Genomic DNA, 23,101 nt, shown 5'->3' on the forward strand with positions numbered 1-23,101 from the left:
GTGGAGCATGACACACGCAACCGATGTGCTGACCCTTGGCCGTTGGATGGCGGCGGATTTTAGTAACCAAGCCCAAGCCTTTGAGAATCCCCCCTTCTATGCCCATATTCGGGTGTGTATGCGCCCCCTGCCCAGTGGTCTTTTGGAGGGCATTGCCCTTTATGTGGAACAGGCCTATGACTATCTTCTAGGTGTCCCCTACCGCACACGGGTTTTAGAACTGGTGCCCGCCAATGATCACATTGTGATTAAAAATTACGTACTCAAGGATGAAAAACGCTTCTTTGGCGCAGCTCGCGATCGCCAGCGGCTTCAGGCGATGACAGCCGATGATTTGGAACTCCTCTGTGGCTGCAATATGCTCACCTACTGGACAGGGCACAGCTTTCGCGGTGAAGTGGAGCCGGGCAAAGCCTGTAAAGTCGTGCGTCAAGGACGGGAAACCTATCTTGATAGCACGTTTGAAATTGATGGCGATCGCTTCATTAGCCACGATCGCGGACGGGATCCCGAAACCGATGAGCACGTTTGGGGCTCCGTGGCAGGTCCCTTTCACTTTGTGCGCTGGCAGAGCTTTGCTGATGAAATTATTGCCTAGGCGGTTTGCCAATCGGGTAACGGTTTGCCTTGGTAATAAAGGCGAAAGAGTCCCCAAGCCCCTAGGGCGATCGCAACCAAGCTAACCACTTGGGCAATTCGCAGCGGCCCCAACATCAGGCTGTCCATGCGCAGTCCTTCAATCCAGAAGCGACCCAAGCTGTAGGCAATGGCATAAACCATCAGGAGCGTTCCCGGTTTTTGATAGCGAGGTTGACGAAAGAGCCACAGCAGGAGAATAAAGACTCCTAGGTTCCAAAGGGACTCATAGAGAAACGTGGGGTGGTAATAGGCTTCGTTGATTAGCGCCGGGGGACGCTGCGGCGCAGGGATATAGAGTTTCCACGGCAAATCCGTAGGGGCACCAAAGGCCTCAGAGTTAAAGAAATTGCCCCACCGTCCAATGGCCTGTCCCAAAATTAGTGAAGGGGCAATGACATCCGCCACTTGCCAAAAGGAAAGCCGCTGCACATAGGTAAAGATCGCCATCGCTAGCATACCGCCGAGGATGGCACCGTGAATGGCAATGCCGCCTTTCCAAATTTGCACCACTTGATCTAAGTGCTTTTGGTAAAAGCCCCAGTGAAAGGCGACGTAATAGAGCCGTGCAGCGGGAATAGCGGCAACCACAAGCCAAATCGACAGATCCGCAATCAGATCAGGATCAATCTGCCGCTGGCGTGCCAAGCGCTGACTCAGCCAAATGCCAATAAAGACGGCGGCGGCAATGAGTAGCCCGTACCACCGTAGGGTGATGAACCCTAGCTCAAGGGTGGCACCGGGGGATTGGAAAGTGGCGATCATGCCTAGAATAGGTTCTAAACAGCGCGAGCAGTCTGAATGACAGTGGCAAAGGCGTCCGTATCCAACACGGCCAATTGAGCCAGCATCTTGCGATTGAGTTGAATATCGGCTTTTTTGAGGGCGCCCATGAGTTGACTGTAGCTCATGCCATGTTGACGCGCAGCAGCGTTAATCCGCGCAATCCAGAGCCGCCGAAAGTCCCGTTTGCGCCGCCGGCGATCGCGATAGGCATTGCACAGTGCCTTCATGACCACCTGATTGGCGGTGCGGAAGAGCTTGGAGTGCCCCGCACGATAGCCCTTGGCGAGCTTGAGAATTTTTTTACGCCGTTTGCGGGCAACGTTACCCCGTTTGACCCTTGCCATAGTTCAATTTCACCCTTGATCAAAAACTGAAAATTTATCAATTAAGCGTAGGGCAGCATCAGCGATACTCGCTCAAAATCCCGTGGATCGACGAGGGCTTTGTGGGAAAGACGATTCTTGCGATCGCTCCCCTTATGTTCGAGTAAGTGATTTTTGTTGGCCTTACGGCGGACAAACTTACCACTGCCCGTCGTCCGAAATCGTTTGGCAGCAGCACGACGTGTTTTTAGCTTTGGCATAGCCTTGCCCTATTTTAGACACAGCTTACTAGTGTACTATTTTGAAGAGAGTCTTGGCAAGCTGCATGGAACTGGAGTTCATTCCTGTCGAAGAGTTTTATTTTGCCCTTACCTTGGCCATGCGCACCCTAGAAGATTTAGGCGATGCGGCATTTGTGGAGCGGGTGCGATCGCGCTTGCAGGAGCGGTTTGGTCAAGCCTCAACGGTTGCTGCCGGCAAGCAAAACACCTTTAACTATGTCTTTCGCGTCAAGGGGGTGGACAATAGCCCCGCCCCGCAGTTAATGCTTTCGATCGCTGACTGGCAGGGAAAAATCCGCCTCAGCAGTGACTATGGCTGGACATTGGATGCGCAGCGCAAAACAATCCGCACCGAGAAATTTGGCGATCGCTCCCAATTTTGCCAACAGGTGAAAGCCCACTTAGCCCAGTGGCTGGAATTACCCGAATTTCTTGAGGCCTAAATGTTTGACCTAGGGACCGCCCTTGAGAGAGCCATTAAAACTTGGTCGGTGGTGCATACCCTCTTTTTGCCGCCAGATCAGGTAGTGCAGGCACTCCGCACCCTTGAGCAACGAGCCGATGTTCATGGTCTCGCCTGGGGGGGGTACCCGCAAGCGGAACGCTGTCGGCTGGCGATCGCCCCCACTGAACTCAGTCTTGAGGAGCAACAGCCTCCCCTTGCTTTGGTGCGAATCACAGGCAACTTTCTCTTTGATCCCGCCACCTACAGTGATTTTGAGCGAGCGATCGCCAATGCCGGTCTTGATGACGGCGATTATGGGGATGTGATTCTCCTTGGGGAACGGGGGGCACAGGTCATTCTCATCCCTGAAAAAGTCCCTACTTTACAAGAACACTTAAAACAAGTGCGGACTGTAGCGGTGACCGTCGATCTCTGTGACTGGTCAGAACTGGCCGTAGCGCCCCCCCAACGGAAATCCCTCAGTACCGTCGAAGCATCATTGCGCTTGGATGCTGTGGCCTCAGCCGGATTTGGTGTTTCCCGCAGTAAAATGAGCGAGTGGATTAGCCAAGGGCTAGTGCGGGTGAATTGGCACATCGTGCAGCAACCGCGGCATCTCCTTAAGGTGAATGACCTCATTGCCATTCGCGGCAAAGGGCGATTGCGGATTCAAGACATTCAAGTTACGAAGAAAGAGCGCTACCGCATCCAGATGGAGCGCATTCGCTAACACTATGGCTCTGCTGCTGTCGAAATTACTGCCGCCACTGCTGTATCCATTGTCCTTAGCCTGTTGGGCATTGGTTTTTGCCATTGTTCGCTTTTGGCGTGCCCCCCAACAGGCAGCGATCGCCCTTGTGATTGCCCTGAGCATTTTACTCCTGAGCGGCAATGACTATGTGGCAACGGCTCTCATTGCTTCCCTAGAGCGACAGTATTTACCCCCTGATCCCATGCCCAAAGCTGCCGCGATCGTGGTTCTCGGTGGGGCGGTTGTCCCGCAAACGGCGCCGAGGCCTTGGGTAGAAGTCACGGAAGGGGGCGATCGCATCCTCTATGGTGCCCATCTTTTTCGTCAGGGCTATGCCCCCTATCTGATTCTCAGTGGCGGTCGCATTGACTGGCTGGGCCAAACCTTTCAGCGGGGCGAAGCAGCAGACATGGCGGAAATTGCTGCCACCTGCGGCGTGCCGACAGACAAGATGCTGCTAGACACCACCGCACTGAATACCTATGAAAATGCCGTGAATGTCAAAGCGCTTCTTGAGCAGCATCAAATTCAAGGGGATCTGCTGCTGGTGACATCTGCCTACCACATGCCCCGCTCCGTGGCTATTTTTCGCCGTTTGGGAATGAAGGTGATCCCGGCACCCACGGACTATCGGTACCTGTCGATCGCGCGATCGCCCACTTGGCAAAACCTGCTGCTCAGCCTGATCCCCAATCCCTACAACGTGGACATCACCACGATCGCCCTACGGGAATACCAAGGTCTGCTCGTTTACAAACTCAGAGGTTGGCTTTAGAGACCCTGAGCACGCAGAAACCCTTGACAGGCCTCCACAAAAGCAGGGGCTGACTCATAGGGCAAGACATTGCGCCCCGCAATCACCACTCCCTCAGCATTGGGAAATGTCTTGGTATAAAACTGCAACCGTTCTTCAGGCAATTCAGCCCCACCCTCCCGACTGATACTCGAGGCTTGGTCTCCCATCACCACAAGCACTGGCTGCTGAGTCTGCCGCATTTTCTGACGATAGTCTCGCCGCCAAAAACCCGACAGGAATGAATACACGCCATGGCGACTCTCAAGGTCAGCACAACCAGCGGCCAGCATCTTTAGCCACTCATCATCCACATCCTCAGGCTTGGCAAAAAGCTGCTTGATTGAAAACTGCCGCAGGAAACGTTCTTGGCGGGCATAGAGATAAAAGCCCCAACCCAAGGGGGAGTCAAAGAGATTCCAGCGCACCTTTTGCCACCTAGGATCAGTGTTTTCAGAAACGAGAGAAGCCGCTGGAGGGCCACTGAGGATCATGGCTCGAACGACTTGGGGATCAAGGTGCACTAGCTCCATCGCTACGGGAAACAATGCCCCTTGGACAACAAGAATCACCGCTTGGCGAATCTCAGAGGCGATAAAGACCTGTAACTGAGCCGCCCAATCTTCGGGGTAATAGGCAATGTGGGGTAGGGCGCTCTGGCCACAGCCGAGCAAGTCAGGGATATAAAATGAGTAACCTTCCCCTTGGAACTGCCAATGACCCACACAGCGATCCCAGAACCGCCCAGAGAGGCCAACCCCCACTGGATGGATAAAAAGAATCGGTGTTTGCCCTTCTTCCGAACTCAAGCGATAGGCGCAGGAAAGACCCTGCCACTGATAAGTTCTAGAGGCCAATGACGGCATTCCTAACGCTCCTGCAAATTGCCTGAAAAAACTCTATGTAACGCGATCAACGGTAAAGTTGTTACTCCTCTCAACAATATGACTGAACCCTAACATTCAATAGAAATTTTAACCAAATTTTTCCCTTGCCTTAACCTAATCCCTTGAATCTGTTGCTTATTCTGACGAAAGGGTAGTTTGATCGGTTCGCCTTTTTGAAATGTGTGGGCAACCGTCACCCCGAAGGTACTTTACTTGCAAAACGTTGTTTACTCCGCTAGGAAACATCACCATGTTTACATCTGCAAAAAGCTATGCCCGCCTAGGGGTAGTTGCAGCCATCGCGGCTCTGTCGGGTAGCCTGATTCCCGCTGCTTTTTCCCAAGGGACACCTACGATTCGCATTGATGGCTCCAGCACTGTTTTCCCCATTACCGAAGCTGTTGCTGAAGCCTTCCAAAAAGCCCAAGGGGGCAAAGTCCGCGTTACGGTAGGTGTGTCCGGTTCAGGCGGTGGCTTCAAGAAGTTCTGCCGCGGTGAAACGGATATTTCCAACGCCTCACGCCCCATTCTGGCCAAAGAAATTGCCGACTGTCGCGCTGCTGGTATCAACTTTATTGAACTGCCAGTGGCCTACGATGCCATCACCGTGGTGGTTCATCCTCAAAATACTTGGGCAACAAGCTTAACGGTTGCTGAATTGAAGCGGATGTGGGAACCCGATTCTAAAATCAATAACTGGAGCCAAGTGCGCCAAGGCTTCCCCAATGTTCCTTTGAAACTCTTTGGGCCAGGTGCTGACTCTGGAACCTTTGACTATTTCACTGAGGCCATCAATGGTAAATCAAAAGTCAGTCGCAAGGATTTCACCGCCAGCGAGGATGATAATGTGTTAGTCCAAGGTATCGCTCGCGATCGCGGTGCGCTTGGATACTTTGGTTTTGCCTACTATGCGGAAAACCGCAATCGGCTCAAAGCGGTTGCCATTGACAGCGGCAAAGGCCCTGTTCCACCTTCCGAGCAAAACGTGCTGAATGGGACATACCAGCCCCTCTCCCGTCCCATCTTTATCTACGTCAACGCTAAGTCAGCGCAGCGGCCTGAAGTACGGCAGTTTGTCACCTACTACCTAAATAATGCCCCGGCCATGGTGAAAAAGGTGAAGTATGTGCCTCTGCCGGCTAGTGCCTACCGCACGATTCTGGCTAACTTCAACCGCAACCGTGTGGGTACGATCTTTGGGGGCAAAGAGGCTATTGGCTTGACAATCAACCAACTGCTGAGGATGCAACCCCAATAGATTAATATTTTGATTTAATGAAGGGTGTGAGGTATCAGCCCTCCACCCTTTTTTCCCATTTTGTCAACCTCAGTCGTTGATTCTCTGAAAAGATAAATTCCAACTAAAAGATTTTTGCTTGCTGGAATAATACCCATGGTAGAACAGCCCCTACCCTACTCAACGAAGCTCCCCGTCGCCTTGCCATCCCGTACTGTGAGGATTTGGCGCGAACGGATCATTGCTAGCATTCTTTTTTTGGCAGCGATCTCATCGGTCGTAACAACACTGGTCATCATCTATATCCTTTTTGCCGAGACAGTCATCTTTTTTGAAAAGGTGATGGAAGTGCACCAAGAATCTCTCTTTGAGGCTCTGCTGGAGTTCTTTACGAGCACGGACTGGTCACCTCTAATTGAGCCGGTGGGAATTGGTATCTTACCCTTGCTCTCCGGAACCTTCACGACCTGCTTTGTGGCCAGTTGTGTGGCTATTCCCCTTGGCACGATTGCGGCCATCTATCTGAGTGAGTTTGCACCTGCCAAAACGCGGGAGATCCTCAAGCCTATCCTTGAAATCTTGGCGGGTATTCCCACTGTGGTTTACGGCTACTTTGCCCTTTTGGTGGTCACTCCCTTTCTCCAGAAAATCATTCTTGGCGTTCAGCAATTCTTTAATCCTGGTAAAGAACCTTGGGAATACTTTGAGCTGCCTGGTTTTAATATGTTGGGGGCAGGTATTGTGGTGGGGCTAATGGTGCTGCCCTATATTGCCAGCTTGACAGAAGATGCCCTCCAAGCTGTTCCTTTGCAACTGCGGGAGGGATCCTATGCAATGGGGGCAACGCGTTTGCAAACAGCAATCAAGGTTCTCATGCCGGCTGCTATCTCTGGCATTATGGCCGCCTATATTTTGGGGCTGGCACGGGCAATTGGCGAAACAATGATTGTGGCCGTGGCCGCGGGGTTACAGCCGAAGTTTACGTTTAATCCTCTAGAGGGGGCTTCAACCACAACTGCTTTCATTGTGTCAGTGAGTTTGGGGGACTTGCCCCACGGATCACTAGAGTATCAGTCGATTTTTGCCGCAGGGATCATGCTGTTTTTTGCAACCTTGATCTTAAACGTGCTGGGCTACTTCTTGAGTCGCCGTTATCGTGAGGTGTACTAGCCATGCGTAGCCAACGAACGATTCTCAATAACCTCCGCAATTCGATCGCGATCGCGGCCTCGATTCGGGAGCGCAAGCGCTGGGAACAGTTTTTTATCGTTTTAGGTTGGTTCTCCCTGCTAGTCGCCTTACTCACCCTTGTTTTTCTTGTGGGTGACCTCTTCCTGCGCGGCTTACCCATGTTGAACTGGAAGTTTTTTACTTCACCGCCGAGTAGTGACCCCGAAGAGGCAGGTATCCTCACGGCATGGGTGGGTAGTTTATTGGTCATTCTTGTAACGGCGTTTGTGGCTATTCCTTTGGGCATTGCGGCGGGCATTTACCTCGAAGAATATGCTCCCAAAAACTGGCTGTTGGATTTCATTGAGGTGAACATTACCAATCTGGCGGGTGTGCCCTCAATTATTTATGGCCTACTGGCTCTCGGTTTCTTTGTCTATATCCTCAACTGGGGCGAAAGCATTCTGACTGCCGGGTTTACACTGGCATTGTTGATTTTACCCGTGGTGATTGTGACCACCCGTGAATCCTTGCGCGCCATTCCCCAGGGGATTCGGGAAGCCGCCTATGCGGTTGGTTCGAGTCGCTGGCAGGTGATTGCTGATCATGTGCTGCCCTACTCGATGGGGGGGATTCTCACGGGGATTATTGTGGGTATCTCCCGCGCGATTGGCGAGACGGCGCCCCTGATCACCATTGGTGCTTTGACGTTTATCACGTTCTTGCCGGATCCACCGATTCAAAGCGAGTTTCCCTACATTTCGTTTAAGTGGATTTGGTCTCCCTTTACGGTGCTGCCGATTCAAATGTTTAACTGGGTTTCCCGTCCGCAAGAGGCCTTTCAAGTGAATGCTGCAGCGGCTGGGATTGTCCTGCTGGTGTTGACGCTGGCGGTGAATGCAACAGCTATTTATCTACGCTATCGTTTTAGGAAGAGTATCAAATGGTAAAACCTACAGATCGGGTCGTGACTACCGAGAACGAGCCACTGAAAAAGCTGGCAGAAGTTCGGGACTTGAACTTTTACTACGGTGGCAAGCAGGCTCTGAAAAACATCAACTTGCCGGTCTATGAAAAGAAAGTTACGGCACTGATTGGGCCTTCAGGTTGTGGCAAGACCACGTTGCTGCGTTGCTTTAACCGCATGCATGATCTGTATCCCGGCAATCGCTACGAGGGGGAAATTTGGTTGGGGGATGAGCAACCGCGTAACCTCCTGCAAATGGATCCAATCGAAGTGCGGATGCAGATTGGCATGGTCTTCCAAAAGCCCAATCCTTTCCCCAAGTCGATTTACGAAAACGTTGCCTATGGATTGCGGGTGCGCGGCATCAATAACCGTGCGATCCTCGATGAGGTGGTGGAGCGATCGCTCCGTCGTGCTGCCCTGTGGGATGAAGTCAAAGATCGTCAGAAGGAACCGGGCACGTCTCTGTCGGGCGGTCAGCAGCAGCGGCTCTGTATTGCCCGTGCCCTAGCCACTGATCCAGAGATTATTCTCTTTGACGAGCCAACATCGGCATTGGATCCGATTGCCACGGTCAGTATTGAGAACCTGATTAGCGAACTCAAGGAGCAAGTGACGATTCTGATTGTGACCCATAACATGCAGCAGGCGATTCGTATTTCCCAGTTCACCGCCTTTATGTATTTGGGCGAAATCGTTGAGTACAACGAAACCATGTCCATCTTCACGAAGCCAGTGGAACAGAAGACTGCCGATTACGTGAGTGGTCGCTTTGGTTGATCGCTGCGTCAAGTCCGCTTGAGAATGTGGTCTAAGAGGTAAGGTGTGGTTGTGAATCGATCGCTACCCTAGGGCTAGTAGTTATTTGTTCTCGCTCTAGGAGCGCAGTTATGGTGGCATCGCTGGAGTCAACGGTCAGGGAGATTTCACCTCAGGCGATCGCCCGTGAATTAGCGCTCCGCCTTGCGCCGCAGGCCACCTATGTGCGTGTCGCTCACTCCGCCGAAGGCTGGAAAATTCTCCTAGAGGCAGAGCAAATTCCCAATCAACGCACCTGCCTTGATGTCTTGGTTGCTTTTTTAAGTCCTGTCCTCCCCCAATCCATTGATGTCTATGGGCGACAGTTGGGGGGGCAGCGCCCTGCATGGGGAGTACGTCTGCGGCCTCGGCCGGTTGCAACCCCCACACCCACAACAGTTCGCGATCGCCAGCTTGAACCCTTAGCCTTAGCGGCCAGTGTCTTAGGGATTTTTGGTTTAGGAGCCGTCGGCCAATGGCAGTCTCCCAGTGTTTGGTTGGCAGCAGCACCAGAACCCAGCGTTGAACAAGTGCGATCGGTCATTCTCAATGCTGCGCCCACTCTGGCTCCCGCCCGCCCACCCCTGTGGTACCACTACTCACCCCCTGAGGCCTTCCGTGGCCGTGTGTTTAATCAGGTTACCTTACCCCCTGAGCAAAAGTTGGTGGCACTGACCTTTGATGATGGCCCTGATCCGACCTACACGCCCCAAGTTCTCGACATTCTTGCCCAAGAAAAGGTCAAAGGGACATTTTTTGCTATTGCCAGAGCCGTTGCAGCGCGCCCAAAATTAGCGCAGCGCATTGTTAGGGAAGGTCATGTCTTGGCCAACCACTCTTGGAGCCACGGCTACCATTACTTTAATCCTGCCGCTGCCCAGCACGAGGTGGATCAAAGTCAACAATTGATTGAAGACATCAGCGGGGCAAATATCAAGCTCTTTCGACCACCGGGGGGAAATCTCCATAATGGTCTGGTGAGTCGCGCCAGCCAACAGGGTTACGGTGTGGTGATGTGGTCAGTGGATCCACAGGATTGGTTACCTCGCCAAACGAGCGATCGCATTGTCAACACAGTTGTTCAGCAGGCGCATGCCGGTGCCATTGTCCTGCTCCATGATGGGGGTGGCTCGCGGCGAGCCACGGTTGCGGCCTTGCCCAGCATCATTGCCGAACTGCGGGCTAAAGGCTATCAATTTGTCACTGTCCCTGAGTTGATTGCGGCTCAAGAGCCAACAAGTCTACCAGAACCCCCTTCTTGGCTAACGATTCAAGAAACGGCGCAGCTTCAGCAGTTGGTTCTGCAACTGGAGACCCGCATTCAAGCTTTAGAAAAAGATTTAAGGACCACACCCCCATGGGCGATCGCCGAACGGGAATACCTAGCAGCCACCCTACGGGAGCAACAGGCAGCCCTGTCTTGGGTGCAACAACGGCTGGCCTTTGAACAAGCTGCTGCAGGTCAATATCAAGCGGCTCTCAAACTGGCGGAGCAGGCGACGCTTGCCGCTAAGGCACAACAATCATCAGTGGCCAAAATCTTGTGGCAGCGGGCGATCGCCACCCTAGACACCATTCCCAACACGGCCTTTGTTGCCCCCCTTGCCCGGATCAAGCAACGACAATATAGCCGCAGAATGCACCAACTAAAATAAAGGCAGCACGCGAATCCCCAACAGCCTGCCATGACAATTGAACACCCAGTGCAACTGCCGCCCCTTGAAAGTGGCGATCGCCTGACGCGGGACGAATTTGAGCGCCGCTACGCCGCCATGCCTCAGCTGAAAAAAGCAGAACTGATTGAGGGAATTGTTTACGTGGCTTCTCCCCTACGCTACCGCAGTCACGGTCAACCTCACCTATTCCTAATCACTTGGCTCGGCACCTACTGTGCAGCCACACCGGGGGTCGAAGCGGCAGATGCCCCGACTATTCGCCTAGATGCCGATAATGAACCGCAACCCGATGCAATTTTACGCCTCAGCCACGGGGGGCGATCGCGAATTACTGCCGATGACTATATTGAGGGCGCGCCGGAACTCGTAGTTGAAATTGCCGCCAGCAGTGCTGCCTACGACCTGCACGATAAGCTCAGGGTGTACCGCCGCAATGGCGTTCAGGAATATCTTGTCTGGTGTACCTACGATCGCCAGATCCACTGGTTCTCGCTTGAAGCAGGAGAATACCAGCCACTCACTGCCGATACTGAGGCGATAATTCGCAGTCGTCAATTTCCCGGACTCTGGCTTGCCCCTGAGGCATTACTGACCCATGATCTGGGTACGGTTTTGCAGGTACTCCAACAGGGAATTGCCACCCCCGAACATCAAGCGTTTGTGGCTCGCCAGCAGCGATAGAGAGGTTCTGAGGAGAGAGAGCCATGACACTAAAGTATTCTCTGCCGCCCCTTGAAAATGGCGATCGCCTGACGCGGGACGAATTTGAGCGGCGCTACGCGGCCATGCCCCACCTGAAGAAAGCAGAACTGATTGAAGGAGTTGTATTCATGGGGTCTCCCGTGAGTATCGATCATAGTCGCTCCCATGGCTCAATTATGGGATGGTTATGGTTCTACAGTGCTGCAACACCGGGGCTAGGTTGCTATGACAATCCGACGGTTCGCTTGGATGGCGATAATGAACCACAGCCCGATGCTGTGCTCCGCCTTGAAAGCGGGGGCAACTCTCGCATTAGTGAGGATGGTTATATCGAGGGGGCACCGGAACTCGTGGTTGAAATTGCCGCCAGCAGTGCCGCCTACGACCTGCACGATAAGCTCAGGGTGTACCGCCGCAATGGCGTTCAGGAATATCTTGTCTGGTGTACCTACGATCGCCAAATCCACTGGTTCTCCCTTGAAGCGGGGGAATACCAACCACTTGTTGCCGATACTGAGGGGATGATTCGCAGTCGTCAATTTCCCGGACTCTGGCTTGCCCCTGAGGCATTACTGACCCATGATCTGGGTACGGTTTTGCAGGTACTCCAACAGGGAATTGCCACCCCCGAACATCAAGCGTTTGTGGCTCGCCAGCAGCGATAGAGAGGTTCTGAGGAGAGAGAGCCATGACACTAAAGTATTCTCTGCCGCCCCTTGAAAATGGCGATCGCCTGACGCGGGACGAATTTGAGCGGCGCTACGCGGCCATGCCTCAGCTGAAAAAAGCAGAACTGATTGAGGGAATTGTTTACGTGGCTTCTCCCGTTCGTGTCAGTCACAGTCAGCCCCATGCCGAGATCATGGCTTGGCTGGGTTTTTACAAAGCAGTTACGCCGGGCGTTCTTGTCTATGACAATCCGACCGTTCGCCTAGATGGCGATAATGAACCGCAGCCCGATGCTGTGCTCCGCCTTGAAAGCGGGGGCAACTCTCGCATTAGTGAGGATGGTTATATCGAGGGGGCACCGGAACTCGTGGTTGAAATTGCCGCCAGCAGTGCCGCCTACGACCTGCACGATAAGCTCAGGGTGTACCGCCGCAATGGCGTTCAGGAATATCTTGTCTGGTGTACCTACGATCGCCAGATCCACTGGTTCTCCCTTGAAGCGGGGGAATACCAACCACTTGTTGCCGATACTGAGGCGATGATTCGCAGTCGTCAATTTCCCGGACTCTGGCTTGCCCCTGAGGCATTACTGACCCATGATCTGGGTACGGTTTTGCAGGTACTCCAACAGGGAATTGCCACCCCCGAACATCAAGCGTTTGTGCAAATCTTGACCGAAACTTAAAAAATTTCCCTAATCTGGCATTATGCTGTATAGAATCCCCGTGTCAATAGGGGGGTATTGGCATCGCCCTTGCCAAATGCATTGATTCTGTCTGCCGATTGACCGTTTCATTCACCGTAGCCCTATGTTGCAATTAGACCCCATTTCCAAAACGACCAATCAACATTCTGGTCACAAAGGCTTAGTGATGGCGATCGGGGGAGCGGAAGACAAAGTACGTGGGCGACAAATTCTCACCACCTTCTGCCAACGCGCTGGCGGCCTAGATGCCATCATTGGCGTCATTCCCTCTGCTTCCCGTGAACCCGATGCCATGGGGCGGCTCTACCACGATATTTTCCGCGAAATTGGTGTGCGCGAAGTGGACGTTCTATTGGTGGGCGATCGCGCTGATGCCGAACAGGAAGAGATGCTAGCTCGCTTGAGTCGCTGTACTGGCATTTTTATGTCCGGGGGCGATCAACTGCGTTTGTCGGCGCTGCTGGATGAAACCCCCCTCCTCTACCAATTGCGCCATCAAGTCTGGGAAGGCAAATCAATTCTTGGGGGCACGAGTGCCGGTGCCGCTGTCATGGGTGAGTGCATGATTGCTAGTGGGGGCAGCAATGAAGCTCCAAACCGCTCCTTAGTCGATTTGGCCACAGGCTTGGGTATTCTTCCCGATGTTTTAGTGGATCAGCATTTCCACAATCGCAATCGCCTCGCGCGCCTGATCAGCGCCATTTCTGCTCACCCCGACAAGCTGGGAGTCGGCATTGATGAAGATACCTGTGCCATGTTTGAAGCTGATGGTATGCTGCGGGTTCTTGGTCGTGGCTCTGTCACCATTGTTGATCCTCGGGATGTCAGCTACACGAACTATGCCCATGTGGATGTTAACGAACCCTTGAGTATCTACAACTTGCGCCTGCACATCCTCAGTGATGGTGACTGCTACAATCTCCGCACCCATCAAGTGCAGCACAAATGTATTTTGCCTCCCCTAAATTAAGTTTTCAGGAAAGTGTTGCTTAAGATACAGTTTATTGCGTCACTCGCCTCAAAACTAAAAATGGTAAGCTGTCCTTAAAAAAGCCACTCTTCTATGAAGATTCTCAAATTACAAACGCTGCGGGGTCCCAATTATTGGAGCATTCGGCGTCATAAGCTGATTGTCATGCGTTTAGATCTAGAAGAGGTGGCCAACACCCCCTCCAATCAGATTCCCGGCTTTGTGGATGGGTTGGTGCGGGTTTTACCCAGTCTCTACAATCATTTTTGTTCCCTCGGCCATGAGGGGGGCTTTCTCACCCGCCTTCGCGAAGGAACCTACCTCGGTCATGTGGTTGAGCATGTCGCCCTCGAACTCCAAGAACTAGCAGGGATGCCCGTTGGTTTTGGCCGCACGCGGGAGACCTCAACGCCGGGGGTGTATCAAGTCGTCTATGAATACCAAGTGGAAGAAGCGGGTCGCTATGCCGGCCGCGCAGCGGTACGACTTTGTCAAAGCATTATTGATACGGGCACCTATCCCCAGCGCGAACTGGATCAGGATCTCGCCGATCTCCGCGAGTTAAAAGCCAAAGCCTCCCTAGGCCCAAGCACGGAAGCGATTGTCCGCGAGGCGGAAGCCCGTAATATTCCTTGGTTTGAGTTGAGCAGTCGCTCGATTATTCAATTGGGTTATGGTGCCCGCAGTCATCGCATGCAGGCCACCTTGAGCGATCGCAGTGGCATCTTGGCCGTGGAACTCGCAGGGGACAAAGAAGGGGCAAAGCGACTGCTTCAGGATGCCGGAATTCCTGTGCCCAAGGGAACCGTCGTCCGCTACATTGAAGACCTCCCTGAAGCCATTGAGGACATCGGCGGCTACCCGATTGTCATTAAGCCCCTCAACGGCAACCACGGTCGGGGGATTACGATTGACATCAACAGCCTAGAAGAGGCCGAAGAAGCCTTTGAAATTGCCAGCAGTGTCTCCAAATCAGTGATTGTGGAACGCTATCATGCGGGTCGCGACTTTCGGGTTCTAGTGGTCAATGGCAAAGTAGTCGCCGTTGCTGAACGGGTGCCAGCCCATGTTATTGGCGATGGCCGCTCCACTATCGAAGAACTCATTGAGAAAACCAACCAAGACCCGCAGCGGGGAGACGGTCACGATAATATCCTCACTCGCATTGAGGTGAATCACGACACATGGACACTCTTGGAAAAGCAGGGCTATACCCTAAATACAGTCTTGCAACCGGGGGAAATTTGTTATCTACGCGCCACGGCAAACCTGAGTACCGGTGGCATTGCCGTCGATCGCACCGATGAAATTCACCCGGAAAATGTTTGGATTTGCCAGCGGGCGGCTCGGATCATTGGCCTCGATATTGCGGGGATTGATGTTGTCAGCCCCGATATTAGTCAGCCCCTGCCTAAAGTTGGCGGTGTGATTGTCGAGGTCAATGCTGCTCCCGGCTTTCGCATGCACACGAACCCCAGCCAAGGGATTGCCCGCAATGTCGCCGAACCGGTGTTGAATATGCTCTTTCCACCGGGAACGCCCTGCCGCATCCCGATCTTTGCGATTACGGGCACCAACGGTAAAACCACCACCACCCGTCTCATTGCCCATATCTGCAAACAAACGGGGCAAACCGTTGGCTACACCACCACAGACGGCATCTATATTGGCGATTATCTGGTGGAAAAAGGGGACACCACGGGGCCTCAAAGTGCCCAACTGATCCTGCAAGACCCCACGGTTGAGATTGCTGTCCTAGAAACAGCGCGCGGTGGTATTCTCCGCTCCGGCTTGGGCTTTGACCACTGTGATGTCGGGGTGGTGCTGAATGTGCAGGCTGACCATCTTGGCCTTGGTGATATTGACACCGTTGAACAGTTGGCGGACTTAAAGGCCGTGGTGGTGGAATCCGCTTGGCCGAATGGCTATGCTGTCTTGAATGCCGATGATCCCCTCGTGGCGGGAATGGCACGCCAAGTCAAAGCCCAAGTGGCCTATTTCTCGATGAATCCCCACAATCCGATTATTCGGCAGCACATTCAGCAGGGGGGCCTCGCCGCTGTTTATGAAAATGGCTATCTCTCGATTTTGAAAGGGGACTGGACGCTACGGATTGAGCAGGCAGAAAATGTGCCCATTACCCTTGGCGGTCGAGCCGGTTTTATGATTGCCAATGCCCTCGCTGCCAGTCTAGCCGCCTTTGCCCAAGGCATCAGTATTGAGCATATTCGCGCTGCCTTGACCACCTTCCGAACTTCAGTGGAGCAAACCCCCGGGCGGATGAACCTCTTTGATTTGGGGCAATTTAGTGTCTTGGTGGACTATGCCCACAATCCAGCAGGGTATGAGGCCATTGGTGAATTTGTCCAAAAATGGCCAGGGCAGCGCATTGGTGTCGTTGGCGGACCGGGCGATCGCCGTGATCAAGACTTAGAACAACTGGGTGAACTTTCAGCGAAAATCTTTGATTGGATCATCATTAAAGAAGATGACGATACCCGTGGCCGGCCGCGCGGCGATGCCGCCTATTGGATTGAGCGGGGAGTACATCACCACAGTGTCCAACGCCAATACGACATCATCCATGACGAGGTAGCAGCGATTCAATTTGCCCTCGATCGCGCCCCCCAAGGCTCCCTAGTGGTGATCTTTCCAGCGGAAATCAGCCGCACCATTCAACTGATTCACCAGCATCATCAACGACTCCAAGGGGAAACGACCAATGGCTTTCACAGTGAGGGAATTTCCACTAGTGGTGATCTCAATCCCTCCATCTCCCATTAGGCAGTTTCTCGACCACTAGCAACGCTGATCTGATCAAGTCACTCTGATCAACAGCGAGAAGCACAGTATAGGCCTTTTCAAAAAGGTTGGAGGATCTCACCGCTTTTACGTACTCCCTTTATATTAGAAAGAATTCATAAATAATCAATTATGAACGAGATTCATTTCATCCACGGCATTAACAATAAGCCAGTTGCTTCTAAAGCACTTGAACATGCACTTCAAGCAATCTCAAACATCCACGGAGAGTGTTTTCTGGGGTATCTTCTACCGACACCAGAAGGACTTTCAGCCATTGAGAATCTCTCCTCTTTACGGAAAAAGTCTCAGCAACGCCAAATTAATAGACCGAATTCTCGTGGAGCAAAGCTTAAGCAACTAGAAGATTCAATTGCTACCCTCGACCATCAGCAACATCGGGCGGTGATTGAAACCATTGATGGCGTCCAACGGATTCGTGGCTTAGCAGGCTCCGGTAAAACTATTATCCTTGCTCTAAAGGCTGCTTATTTACATAGTCAACACCCTGATTGGTACATTGCAGTAACCTTCCAGACGAGAGCCTTAAAAGGACAATTCAAGCGCCTAATTAATCAGTTCTGTATATCGCAAACCAATGAGGAACCAGACTGGATAAAAGTGCGGATAGTTAACGCATGGGGAGCTAAGGGGGATGAAGAACGGGATGGACTTTATTATGAATTTTGTAGAGTTACGGGTAGTGAGTTTCTTGATTTTTCAACAGCTAGGAGTCGTTTTGATAGTGGTGAAAAAGCTTTTGACAGTGCTTGCCAGCTAGCACTTGATACAGTCACAAAAGTACCAGAAATTTATGATGTTATTTGGCACTGGTATAGTTAATGATCAAAACTTTCCTAAGATAGTTAGGCACCCCAAATCCATATGGGATGTCAAATTTGATCACTGTGAAAACATTGCATTAGTAATAAGTGAAACGGATTATTCAGTAATTCACCAAATACTTAAAAATAATAGATACTATAGTGTAAAAATGATTGATGGTGGATTGCTTCAACTTATTTATCGGTTCCAAAGAAATACTCTCATTCAGCATCGCCTTGCTTATTATCTATCTTCTCAATTACTGCCATTTCAAGAAGATCCAGCATCTTATTTTGAAGACACGCACTTCCTTTAGATTATTAATAGACGTACTATTGCTTTTCCTTTGCGGTTTGACTTTGATCAGCAAGCGGCTATCAATAAGACACACCCAGCTTGTCATCTAACTTTGGGCGATGCAAAAAATTGATGAAAGTGGTATGGTTCACGTTGTCATTCCTGATATAGAGTGATCATGAACAATGCGGTTGCAATGAAAGCCAAATGGCAATTTTGGATCGATCGCGGGGGCACGTTTACGGATATTGTCGCCCGCCGTCCCGATGGTCAAATGGTGGTGCACAAGCTGCTCTCAGAGAATCCAGAGCAGTATCGCGATGCAGCAGTAGCGGGAATTCGTACTCTCATGGGGTTGGCGCCGGATGCCCCCATTCCCAGTGAAGCCATTGAAATTGTGAAACTGGGGACAACGGTAGCCACCAATGCCCTTTTAGAACGCAAAGGCGAGCCAACGGTGCTCCTGATTACCCAAGGCTTTGGGGATGCTCTAGCCATTGGCTACCAAAACCGCCCGGATCTGTTTGGCTTAGCGATTCAGCAACCGCCGCCCCTCTACAGCCATGTCATTGAAGTCAAAGAACGGGTGAGTGCCCAAGGGGAAATTCTCGTCCCCCTTGACTTAGAAGCCCTGAAGCCCCAATTGGCAGCGGTCTATGACCAAGGCATCCGCAGTTGCGCCATTGTGCTCGTGCATGGCTACCGCTACCCTGACCATGAACAACAGGTGGCAGCCTTGGCAAGGAAGATGGGGTTTAGCCAAGTGTCGGTGTCCCACGAGGTAAGTGGCCTGATCAAGCTGGTCAGCCGGGGCGATACGACTGTTGTGGATGCTTATTTGTCGCCGGTGCTGCATCGCTATCTACAGGGGGTGCAGGGGGAGCTGGGGGAGATTCCCCTCTACTGTATGCAGTCCAATGGCGGTGTGGTGGCGGCGGCCTGCTTGCGCGGTAAGGATAGTCTGCTTTCAGGCCCTGCTGGGGGGATGGTGGGGGTGGTGCGCACCGCTTTAGCCGCAGGGATTGAGCGGCTGATTGGTTTAGATATGGGGGGCACCTCGACAGATGTCTGCCACTATCGTCACAATCCGGATGCCCCTTGGCCAGAGTATGAGCGGTGGCAGGAAACGACCATTGCGGGTGTGCGGCTGCGATCGCCCCTCCTAGCCGTGCATACCGTCGCTGCCGGCGGTGGCTCGATTTTGCGATTTGATAAGGGGTGCTACCAAGTGGGGCCAGACTCTGCCGGTGCCAATCCCGGACCTGCTGCCTATCGTCGCGGCGGACCTCTCACGGTGACCGATGCCAATCTCCTCTTGGGGAAAATTCAGCCCGCCTATTTCCCCGCTGTCTTTGGCGCCGATGGTCAACAGCCCTTGGATCGCGAGACGGTGGAACAGCAATTTGCTCAACTGCGCCAAGAGATCTACGAGAGCACCGGAGATGCCCGCAGTGTTGCCGATGTGGCGGCTGGTTTTATTGAAGTGGCCGTGAATACCATGGCACAGGCAATTAAGAAAATTTCCCTAGAGCAGGGGCACGATGTGCGCGACTATACCCTCTGCTGTTTTGGCGGTGCCGGCGGCCAACACGCCTGTTTGATTGCCGAGGTGTTGGGAATGCCGCAGGTGTATCTCCATCCCTATGCGGGGGTGCTCTCGGCCTACGGCATTGGTCAGGCGGAGCTGCGGGTACTCAAGGAGCAAACGATTGAACAACCCCTCACCGCCGCTGTTCTGGGGGAGCTGCAAGGCCAAATTGAGCAGCTAAAAGGGCAAGCAATAGATGAACTTGTTGCCCAAGGGGTCGATCGCCCGCAGATTCAAAGTCAAGTGCGCATCGGCTTAGGTTATGTGGGGACAGATACGATCCTCTGGGTGCCCTGGGCAGATTTGGAAAGGATGGCAGCCGCATTTGCCCAAGCCCATCGCGATCGCTATGGGTTTACTATACGGGGGCGATCGCTCCGCATCGGTCAAGTCGCAGTTGAAGCCGTTGCTGTTCAGGCAGTTCCAGCGGTCACGATGCCCCATGCCACCACAGAACTCACGCCCCTTGCGCATGTGTCGGTTTACAGCAAAGGCCAATGGCACAAAGCACCCGTCTATGAGCGCGATCGCCTCCCTGCCCATCAGATCATTGCAGGAGTGGCCTTGATCTTAGATGCCACAGGAACCAATGTGGTTGAGGCAGGCTGGCAGGCCGAAGTGGATGATCAAGGGGGGCTGTGGCTGCGTCCCCTGCAAGAATCCCCGGCACCGTCAAAGCAGATTGCCGCCACCGTTGCGGATCCAGTGCAGCTTGCAATTTTTCAACAGTTATTTCGCGCCATTGCTGAGCAGATGGGGGTAACACTCCAGCAAACCAGTGCCTCGGTCAATATTAAGGAACGGTTGGATTTTTCCTGTGCTCTGTTTGATGCTGCCGGCAACCTTGTGGCCAATGCCCCTCATATCCCCGTCCATTTGGGGTCAATGAGCGAAAGTGTCAAGGCACTGCTGGCTGAGAAAGGCAACACCCTCCGGGCGGGTCAAGTGTTTGCCACAAATAATCCCTATCGCGGTGGCACCCATCTGCCGGATATTACCGTGATTACACCGGTGTTTCTCAAGGGGGAAGCGCAACCTGCCTTCTTTGTTGCCTCACGGGGGCACCATGCTGACATTGGGGGCATCAGTCCTGGATCCATGCCGGCCAATAGTACCGATGTCCGTCAAGAGGGAATTCTCTTTGATAATGTGCTGCTGGTGGAGGGCGGGGAGTTTCAAGAGGCGGCGATTTATCAACTGTTGAGCCAAGCCCCTTGGCCGGCTCGCTATCCTGAGCAGAATCTGGCGGATCTGCAAGCCCAAATAGCCGCCAATCAGCGGGGGGTACAAGAACTGATTACCCTGTGCGATCGCTATAGTCGCGAGATTGTGGCTGCCTACATGGAATTTAGCCAAGCCAATGCCGCTGAGTGTGTGCGCCAATGCCTGCGATCGCTCCAAGGGGGTCGCTTTTGCGTGGCCATGGACAACGGCAGCCAAATTCAGGTGCAAATTACCATTGATAGCACCGAAGGCACCGCTTGCCTCGACTTTGAGGGCACCTCCCCGCAAACCAATGACAATTTCAATGCTCCCCTTGCCATTACCAAGGCAGCTGTGCTGTATGTCTTCCGAACCCTCGTACAAGAGGACATTCCCCTGAATGCGGGCTGTTTGCGTCCCATTGAACTGCGGGTGCCGCAAGGCTCACTATTGAACCCCCAGTTTCCGGCGGCGGTGGTTGCTGGCAATGTCGAAACCTCGCAAACCCTTACCAATGCCCTCTACGGTGCCCTCGGCATTATGGCAGCGGCTCAGGGAACGATGAACAACCTCAGCTTTGGCAGCGATCGCTATCAATACTACGAAACCATCTGTGGCGGCGCTGGGGCAGGAGCCACCTTTGCCGGAGCCAGTACCGTGCAAACCCACATGACCAACTCTCGACTCACCGATGTCGAAGTGTTAGAAAACCGCTACCCCGTGATTGTTTGGGAGTTTTGCCGTCGCCGGGGCAGTGGGGGCAAAGGGCAGCAACCGGGAGGAGATGGGGCAATTCGTGTCCTTGAGTTTCGTGAACCCATGACCGTCAGCCTCCTCAGCCAGTCGCGCAAAATTCCCCCTTTTGGCCTTGCGGGTGGTGAGTGCGGTGCAGTTGGTGAAAATCAATGGCTGAAACTCGGCCAAATCCCCCATCCCTTAGCAGGAACCGCCACAATCAATGTTCAAGCAGGCGATCGCCTGCGCATTTGTACCCCAAGTGGTGGTGGCTTTGGGGTACCTCAACTCTCAGATTAGATATATCAAATTAATCTTCATCGTCGGTGGGTTGACCGTTGCTGCTCACTTGTCTAAGGTGAATGTGCTTACGGCCAAGGGTAATTTCAAATTCATCCCCCGGCCTGAGATTCATTTGCTTGGTATAAGCTGAACCAATGAGCAAATTACCATTGGCTTGTACCGTGATTCGATAACTAGCACTGCGACCGCCTCGGCTACCACCACGTCCTGACTTCGTATCAAGATTCATCCCCAAGGCTTCAAGAAGCGCCTTATTAAACTTCATTTTGCTGATGCGCTCCTTACCACTTTGGGTGATCGTATAGTAGCCACAGGCCTTTGCTTTTTCCTCGTGGCTGAGATGTTCCAATTGTTTGTACTTCTCTAATAAAGCAGCACCTGTCAAGGGTTCTACTTGTTTGCGTCCCATTTTAACCTACCTTTTCAATGATCCAATACTGTCTATTCATTGGCGATTCAATCAAAGAGTGCCAAAGTCTGACAGCGGACTCGTAATGAATGAGTGTCTACTTTTAGCAAACCATAATTTTTTTCAGAATTCAAGTTGCGATCGCCCTTGAGTCAGGGTTTTACATTTCCTTTAGACGAGTTACATTGACACTCTTTTCACAGGGACGCAAGAGGCTCAAAAAAGGTGAGGGCTAGTGTAGAAAGTACGCCACCTCTTTTACAGCCCTTTTCACAGGTGTCCACAGACTCAACACTACAAAAGTCACGACGGAAGAGATTTCTATCAGCGTTTATGTGTCCCCTATTTAAGATAAGGGCGGTAGATGCTCTATCCTTCAAAACAATGACGCTAATCAAACTTACGGCACTTTTTGCAAGAATTGAATACGCTCACAACAGTCGCTTCAGTGTGAGGTGGAAAAGCCCAAGAGTGTCAAACCCGAGTTGGCCTGCTGATCATTGTGAATTATTTGGGAAAATAGAAGCAAGCTCAAGCACTTGTTCGGGGAACTGCGGCAATTGCACAACGCCACTGGTCGGAATAATTCTCTTGCTGAGGTAGCCAAACTGCCGCGGTGTAATTTCAGCAGGTTCGCTATAGACTTCCAGTGTGCGATCGCTGACATTGAACAGCCAATAATAGGGAATCTTGGCTTCGGCATAAAGCGATAGTTTCACTGTGCGATCGTACTCTAGGGATGAATCCGCCACTTCTATCACAAGGAGCGTGTCCGCAGGTGTGGGATGGGCTGAGGCATAGTCATCTTCTTGGTTTTTCACGATCGCCACATCGGGTTCTGGCTCACCATCAAAGGCAATCGTAATCGGCGACTGGCACTGAAGCGTGGCGCGATCGCCCACAATCTTCGGTAAAATTCGCAATAATCGCCGCAGACAGCTTTCGTGCGCTGTTCCCTTTGCCGCCATGCGCACCAGTTCCCCCCGAATTAGCTCAATGTGGTCATCTTCCCTCAGAAACCCAAGTTCCAGTAAACGGTGGTAGTCCTGCACCGTAAATCGCACTGGTTGGGGGGTTGGAGTGGGTTGGCAAGTAGTAGTGATCATGATCTTAATTTTAGGCAGAGTCTCAGAAGTGACGCA

The 23,101-nt window shown here is 52.5% G+C and carries 22 protein-coding genes and 1 pseudogene; 17 read left to right on the top strand and 6 right to left on the bottom strand.

The features are described from left to right. Positions 1-7 precede the first annotated feature (7 nt). On the top strand, positions 8-598 hold the full coding sequence (locus tag RHJ80_RS08185; protein ID WP_310800755.1) for a chromophore lyase CpcT/CpeT: 591 nt from the start codon (positions 8-10) through the stop codon (positions 596-598). On the opposite strand, the gene lgt is transcribed toward RHJ80_RS08185, so the two are convergent. From lgt to rpmI, 3 genes are read right to left on the bottom strand one after another with little or no spacing between them, the layout of a single operon-like run. After that, complete coding sequence (gene lgt / locus RHJ80_RS08190; protein ID WP_310800756.1) at positions 595-1,401, bottom strand: prolipoprotein diacylglyceryl transferase; 807 nt, start codon at positions 1,399-1,401, stop codon at positions 595-597. The two genes, RHJ80_RS08185 and lgt, sit on opposite strands and share 4 nt — an antisense overlap. 14 nt (positions 1,402-1,415) lie before the next feature. Next, positions 1,416-1,766: a 50S ribosomal protein L20 gene (gene rplT / locus RHJ80_RS08195; protein ID WP_149818464.1), complete on the bottom strand. Its 351-nt coding sequence runs from the start codon at positions 1,764-1,766 to the stop codon at positions 1,416-1,418. A gap of 41 nt (positions 1,767-1,807) precedes the next feature. Further along, complete coding sequence (rpmI, locus tag RHJ80_RS08200) at positions 1,808-2,005, bottom strand: 50S ribosomal protein L35 (RefSeq protein WP_149818467.1); 198 nt, start codon at positions 2,003-2,005, stop codon at positions 1,808-1,810. Between the two features lie 65 nt (positions 2,006-2,070). On the opposite strand from rpmI, the gene RHJ80_RS08205 reads away from it, so the two are divergent. From RHJ80_RS08205 to RHJ80_RS08215, 3 genes are read left to right on the top strand one after another with little or no spacing between them, the layout of a single operon-like run. Further along, the gene (locus tag RHJ80_RS08205) at positions 2,071-2,469 is read left to right on the top strand and encodes a hypothetical protein (RefSeq protein WP_206201667.1); all 399 of its coding nucleotides are present in this window, start codon (positions 2,071-2,073) and stop codon (positions 2,467-2,469) included. Continuing rightward, positions 2,470-3,201, top strand: coding sequence for a photosystem II S4 domain protein (locus RHJ80_RS08210; protein ID WP_310800757.1), 732 nt, complete (start codon positions 2,470-2,472; stop codon positions 3,199-3,201). Positions 3,202-3,205: 4 nt separating this feature from the next. Continuing rightward, entirely contained in the window at positions 3,206-3,997 is a 792-nt protein-coding gene (locus tag RHJ80_RS08215; protein ID WP_310800758.1) for a YdcF family protein, read from the top strand. Here the strand turns inward: RHJ80_RS08215 and RHJ80_RS08220 are convergent. Continuing rightward, on the bottom strand, positions 3,994-4,881 hold the full coding sequence (locus tag RHJ80_RS08220; RefSeq protein ID WP_310453665.1) for an alpha/beta hydrolase: 888 nt from the start codon (positions 4,879-4,881) through the stop codon (positions 3,994-3,996). The two genes, RHJ80_RS08215 and RHJ80_RS08220, sit on opposite strands and share 4 nt — an antisense overlap. Before the next feature lie 271 nt (positions 4,882-5,152). On the opposite strand from RHJ80_RS08220, the gene RHJ80_RS08225 reads away from it, so the two are divergent. The 13 genes and pseudogenes from RHJ80_RS08225 to RHJ80_RS08280 all read left to right on the top strand — a co-directional run bounded on the left by RHJ80_RS08225 (position 5,153) and on the right by RHJ80_RS08280 (position 21,547). Beyond that, entirely contained in the window at positions 5,153-6,160 is a 1,008-nt protein-coding gene (locus RHJ80_RS08225; protein ID WP_302678029.1) for a PstS family phosphate ABC transporter substrate-binding protein, read from the top strand. A gap of 135 nt (positions 6,161-6,295) precedes the next feature. After that, entirely contained in the window at positions 6,296-7,309 is a 1,014-nt protein-coding gene (pstC, locus tag RHJ80_RS08230) for a phosphate ABC transporter permease subunit PstC (protein WP_206199760.1), read from the top strand. Positions 7,310-7,311: 2 nt separating this feature from the next. Beyond that, positions 7,312-8,259, top strand: coding sequence for a phosphate ABC transporter permease PstA (pstA, locus tag RHJ80_RS08235; RefSeq protein ID WP_206199761.1), 948 nt, complete (start codon positions 7,312-7,314; stop codon positions 8,257-8,259). Continuing rightward, positions 8,253-9,056: a phosphate ABC transporter ATP-binding protein PstB gene (gene pstB / locus RHJ80_RS08240; protein WP_225901538.1), complete on the top strand. Its 804-nt coding sequence runs from the start codon at positions 8,253-8,255 to the stop codon at positions 9,054-9,056. The genes pstA and pstB overlap by 7 nt, the downstream gene beginning before the upstream one ends. Before the next feature lie 110 nt (positions 9,057-9,166). Beyond that, positions 9,167-10,729, top strand: a complete 1,563-nt coding sequence (locus tag RHJ80_RS08245) for a polysaccharide deacetylase family protein (RefSeq protein WP_206199762.1) — start codon at positions 9,167-9,169, stop codon at positions 10,727-10,729. Positions 10,730-10,759: 30 nt separating this feature from the next. Continuing rightward, complete coding sequence (locus RHJ80_RS08250) at positions 10,760-11,431, top strand: Uma2 family endonuclease (RefSeq protein WP_310453666.1); 672 nt, start codon at positions 10,760-10,762, stop codon at positions 11,429-11,431. 23 nt (positions 11,432-11,454) lie between these two features. Continuing rightward, the gene (locus tag RHJ80_RS08255) at positions 11,455-12,117 is read left to right on the top strand and encodes a Uma2 family endonuclease (RefSeq protein ID WP_310800759.1); all 663 of its coding nucleotides are present in this window, start codon (positions 11,455-11,457) and stop codon (positions 12,115-12,117) included. A gap of 23 nt (positions 12,118-12,140) precedes the next feature. After that, a complete protein-coding gene (locus tag RHJ80_RS08260) occupies positions 12,141-12,806 on the top strand; it encodes a Uma2 family endonuclease (RefSeq protein ID WP_310800760.1) in 666 nt (221 codons plus the stop codon). A gap of 124 nt (positions 12,807-12,930) precedes the next feature. Further along, positions 12,931-13,797, top strand: a complete 867-nt coding sequence (locus RHJ80_RS08265; protein WP_310743662.1) for a cyanophycinase — start codon at positions 12,931-12,933, stop codon at positions 13,795-13,797. A gap of 93 nt (positions 13,798-13,890) precedes the next feature. Then, complete coding sequence (gene cphA / locus RHJ80_RS08270; protein ID WP_310742892.1) at positions 13,891-16,581, top strand: cyanophycin synthetase; 2,691 nt, start codon at positions 13,891-13,893, stop codon at positions 16,579-16,581. 150 nt (positions 16,582-16,731) lie between these two features. Continuing rightward, complete coding sequence (locus RHJ80_RS08275) at positions 16,732-17,442, top strand: hypothetical protein (RefSeq protein WP_310800761.1); 711 nt, start codon at positions 16,732-16,734, stop codon at positions 17,440-17,442. Further along, positions 17,417-17,854: pseudogene (locus RHJ80_RS13200) on the top strand (DUF2290 domain-containing protein). Before RHJ80_RS08275 ends, RHJ80_RS13200 begins: the two are co-directional and overlap by 26 nt. A 45-nt stretch (positions 17,855-17,899) precedes the next feature. Next, on the top strand, positions 17,900-21,547 hold the full coding sequence (locus RHJ80_RS08280) for a hydantoinase B/oxoprolinase family protein (RefSeq protein WP_310800762.1): 3,648 nt from the start codon (positions 17,900-17,902) through the stop codon (positions 21,545-21,547). 10 nt (positions 21,548-21,557) lie between these two features. On the opposite strand, the gene RHJ80_RS08285 is transcribed toward RHJ80_RS08280, so the two are convergent. Both RHJ80_RS08285 and RHJ80_RS08290 read right to left on the bottom strand, forming a co-directional pair. Further along, positions 21,558-21,959, bottom strand: a complete 402-nt coding sequence (locus RHJ80_RS08285) for an AbrB family transcriptional regulator (protein ID WP_310800763.1) — start codon at positions 21,957-21,959, stop codon at positions 21,558-21,560. A 497-nt stretch (positions 21,960-22,456) separates the two neighbouring features. Continuing rightward, positions 22,457-23,065, bottom strand: coding sequence for a Uma2 family endonuclease (locus RHJ80_RS08290; protein WP_310453670.1), 609 nt, complete (start codon positions 23,063-23,065; stop codon positions 22,457-22,459). Positions 23,066-23,101 lie beyond the last annotated feature (36 nt).

The organism is Thermosynechococcus sp. QS41 (assembly GCF_031583515.1).
In the GTDB taxonomy this organism is placed as follows: Bacteria; Cyanobacteriota; Cyanobacteriia; order Thermosynechococcales; family Thermosynechococcaceae; genus Thermosynechococcus.

What these genes read in the sequence shown, in the direction of transcription:
- pstC (WP_206199760.1), top strand. Translation starts at nt 6,296, where the DNA reads ATGGTAGAACAGCCCCTACCCTACTCAACGAAGCTCCCCGTCGCCTTG.
- rplT (WP_149818464.1), bottom strand. Translation starts at nt 1,766, where the DNA reads ATGGCAAGGGTCAAACGGGGTAACGTTGCCCGCAAACGGCGTAAAAAA.
- RHJ80_RS08250 (WP_310453666.1), top strand. Translation starts at nt 10,760, where the DNA reads ATGACAATTGAACACCCAGTGCAACTGCCGCCCCTTGAAAGTGGCGAT.
- RHJ80_RS08215 (WP_310800758.1), top strand. Translation starts at nt 3,206, where the DNA reads ATGGCTCTGCTGCTGTCGAAATTACTGCCGCCACTGCTGTATCCATTG.
- RHJ80_RS08220 (WP_310453665.1), bottom strand. Translation starts at nt 4,881, where the DNA reads ATGCCGTCATTGGCCTCTAGAACTTATCAGTGGCAGGGTCTTTCCTGC.
- RHJ80_RS08285 (WP_310800763.1), bottom strand. Translation starts at nt 21,959, where the DNA reads ATGGGACGCAAACAAGTAGAACCCTTGACAGGTGCTGCTTTATTAGAG.
- RHJ80_RS08210 (WP_310800757.1), top strand. Translation starts at nt 2,470, where the DNA reads ATGTTTGACCTAGGGACCGCCCTTGAGAGAGCCATTAAAACTTGGTCG.
- RHJ80_RS08245 (WP_206199762.1), top strand. Translation starts at nt 9,167, where the DNA reads ATGGTGGCATCGCTGGAGTCAACGGTCAGGGAGATTTCACCTCAGGCG.
- RHJ80_RS08205 (WP_206201667.1), top strand. Translation starts at nt 2,071, where the DNA reads ATGGAACTGGAGTTCATTCCTGTCGAAGAGTTTTATTTTGCCCTTACC.
- RHJ80_RS08280 (WP_310800762.1), top strand. Translation starts at nt 17,900, where the DNA reads ATGAACAATGCGGTTGCAATGAAAGCCAAATGGCAATTTTGGATCGAT.
- RHJ80_RS08185 (WP_310800755.1), top strand. Translation starts at nt 8, where the DNA reads ATGACACACGCAACCGATGTGCTGACCCTTGGCCGTTGGATGGCGGCG.
- cphA (WP_310742892.1), top strand. Translation starts at nt 13,891, where the DNA reads ATGAAGATTCTCAAATTACAAACGCTGCGGGGTCCCAATTATTGGAGC.
- pstB (WP_225901538.1), top strand. Translation starts at nt 8,253, where the DNA reads ATGGTAAAACCTACAGATCGGGTCGTGACTACCGAGAACGAGCCACTG.
- RHJ80_RS08275 (WP_310800761.1), top strand. Translation starts at nt 16,732, where the DNA reads ATGAACGAGATTCATTTCATCCACGGCATTAACAATAAGCCAGTTGCT.
- lgt (WP_310800756.1), bottom strand. Translation starts at nt 1,401, where the DNA reads ATGATCGCCACTTTCCAATCCCCCGGTGCCACCCTTGAGCTAGGGTTC.
- RHJ80_RS08290 (WP_310453670.1), bottom strand. Translation starts at nt 23,065, where the DNA reads ATGATCACTACTACTTGCCAACCCACTCCAACCCCCCAACCAGTGCGA.
- pstA (WP_206199761.1), top strand. Translation starts at nt 7,312, where the DNA reads ATGCGTAGCCAACGAACGATTCTCAATAACCTCCGCAATTCGATCGCG.
- RHJ80_RS08225 (WP_302678029.1), top strand. Translation starts at nt 5,153, where the DNA reads ATGTTTACATCTGCAAAAAGCTATGCCCGCCTAGGGGTAGTTGCAGCC.
- RHJ80_RS08260 (WP_310800760.1), top strand. Translation starts at nt 12,141, where the DNA reads ATGACACTAAAGTATTCTCTGCCGCCCCTTGAAAATGGCGATCGCCTG.
- rpmI (WP_149818467.1), bottom strand. Translation starts at nt 2,005, where the DNA reads ATGCCAAAGCTAAAAACACGTCGTGCTGCTGCCAAACGATTTCGGACG.
- RHJ80_RS08265 (WP_310743662.1), top strand. Translation starts at nt 12,931, where the DNA reads ATGTTGCAATTAGACCCCATTTCCAAAACGACCAATCAACATTCTGGT.
- RHJ80_RS08255 (WP_310800759.1), top strand. Translation starts at nt 11,455, where the DNA reads ATGACACTAAAGTATTCTCTGCCGCCCCTTGAAAATGGCGATCGCCTG.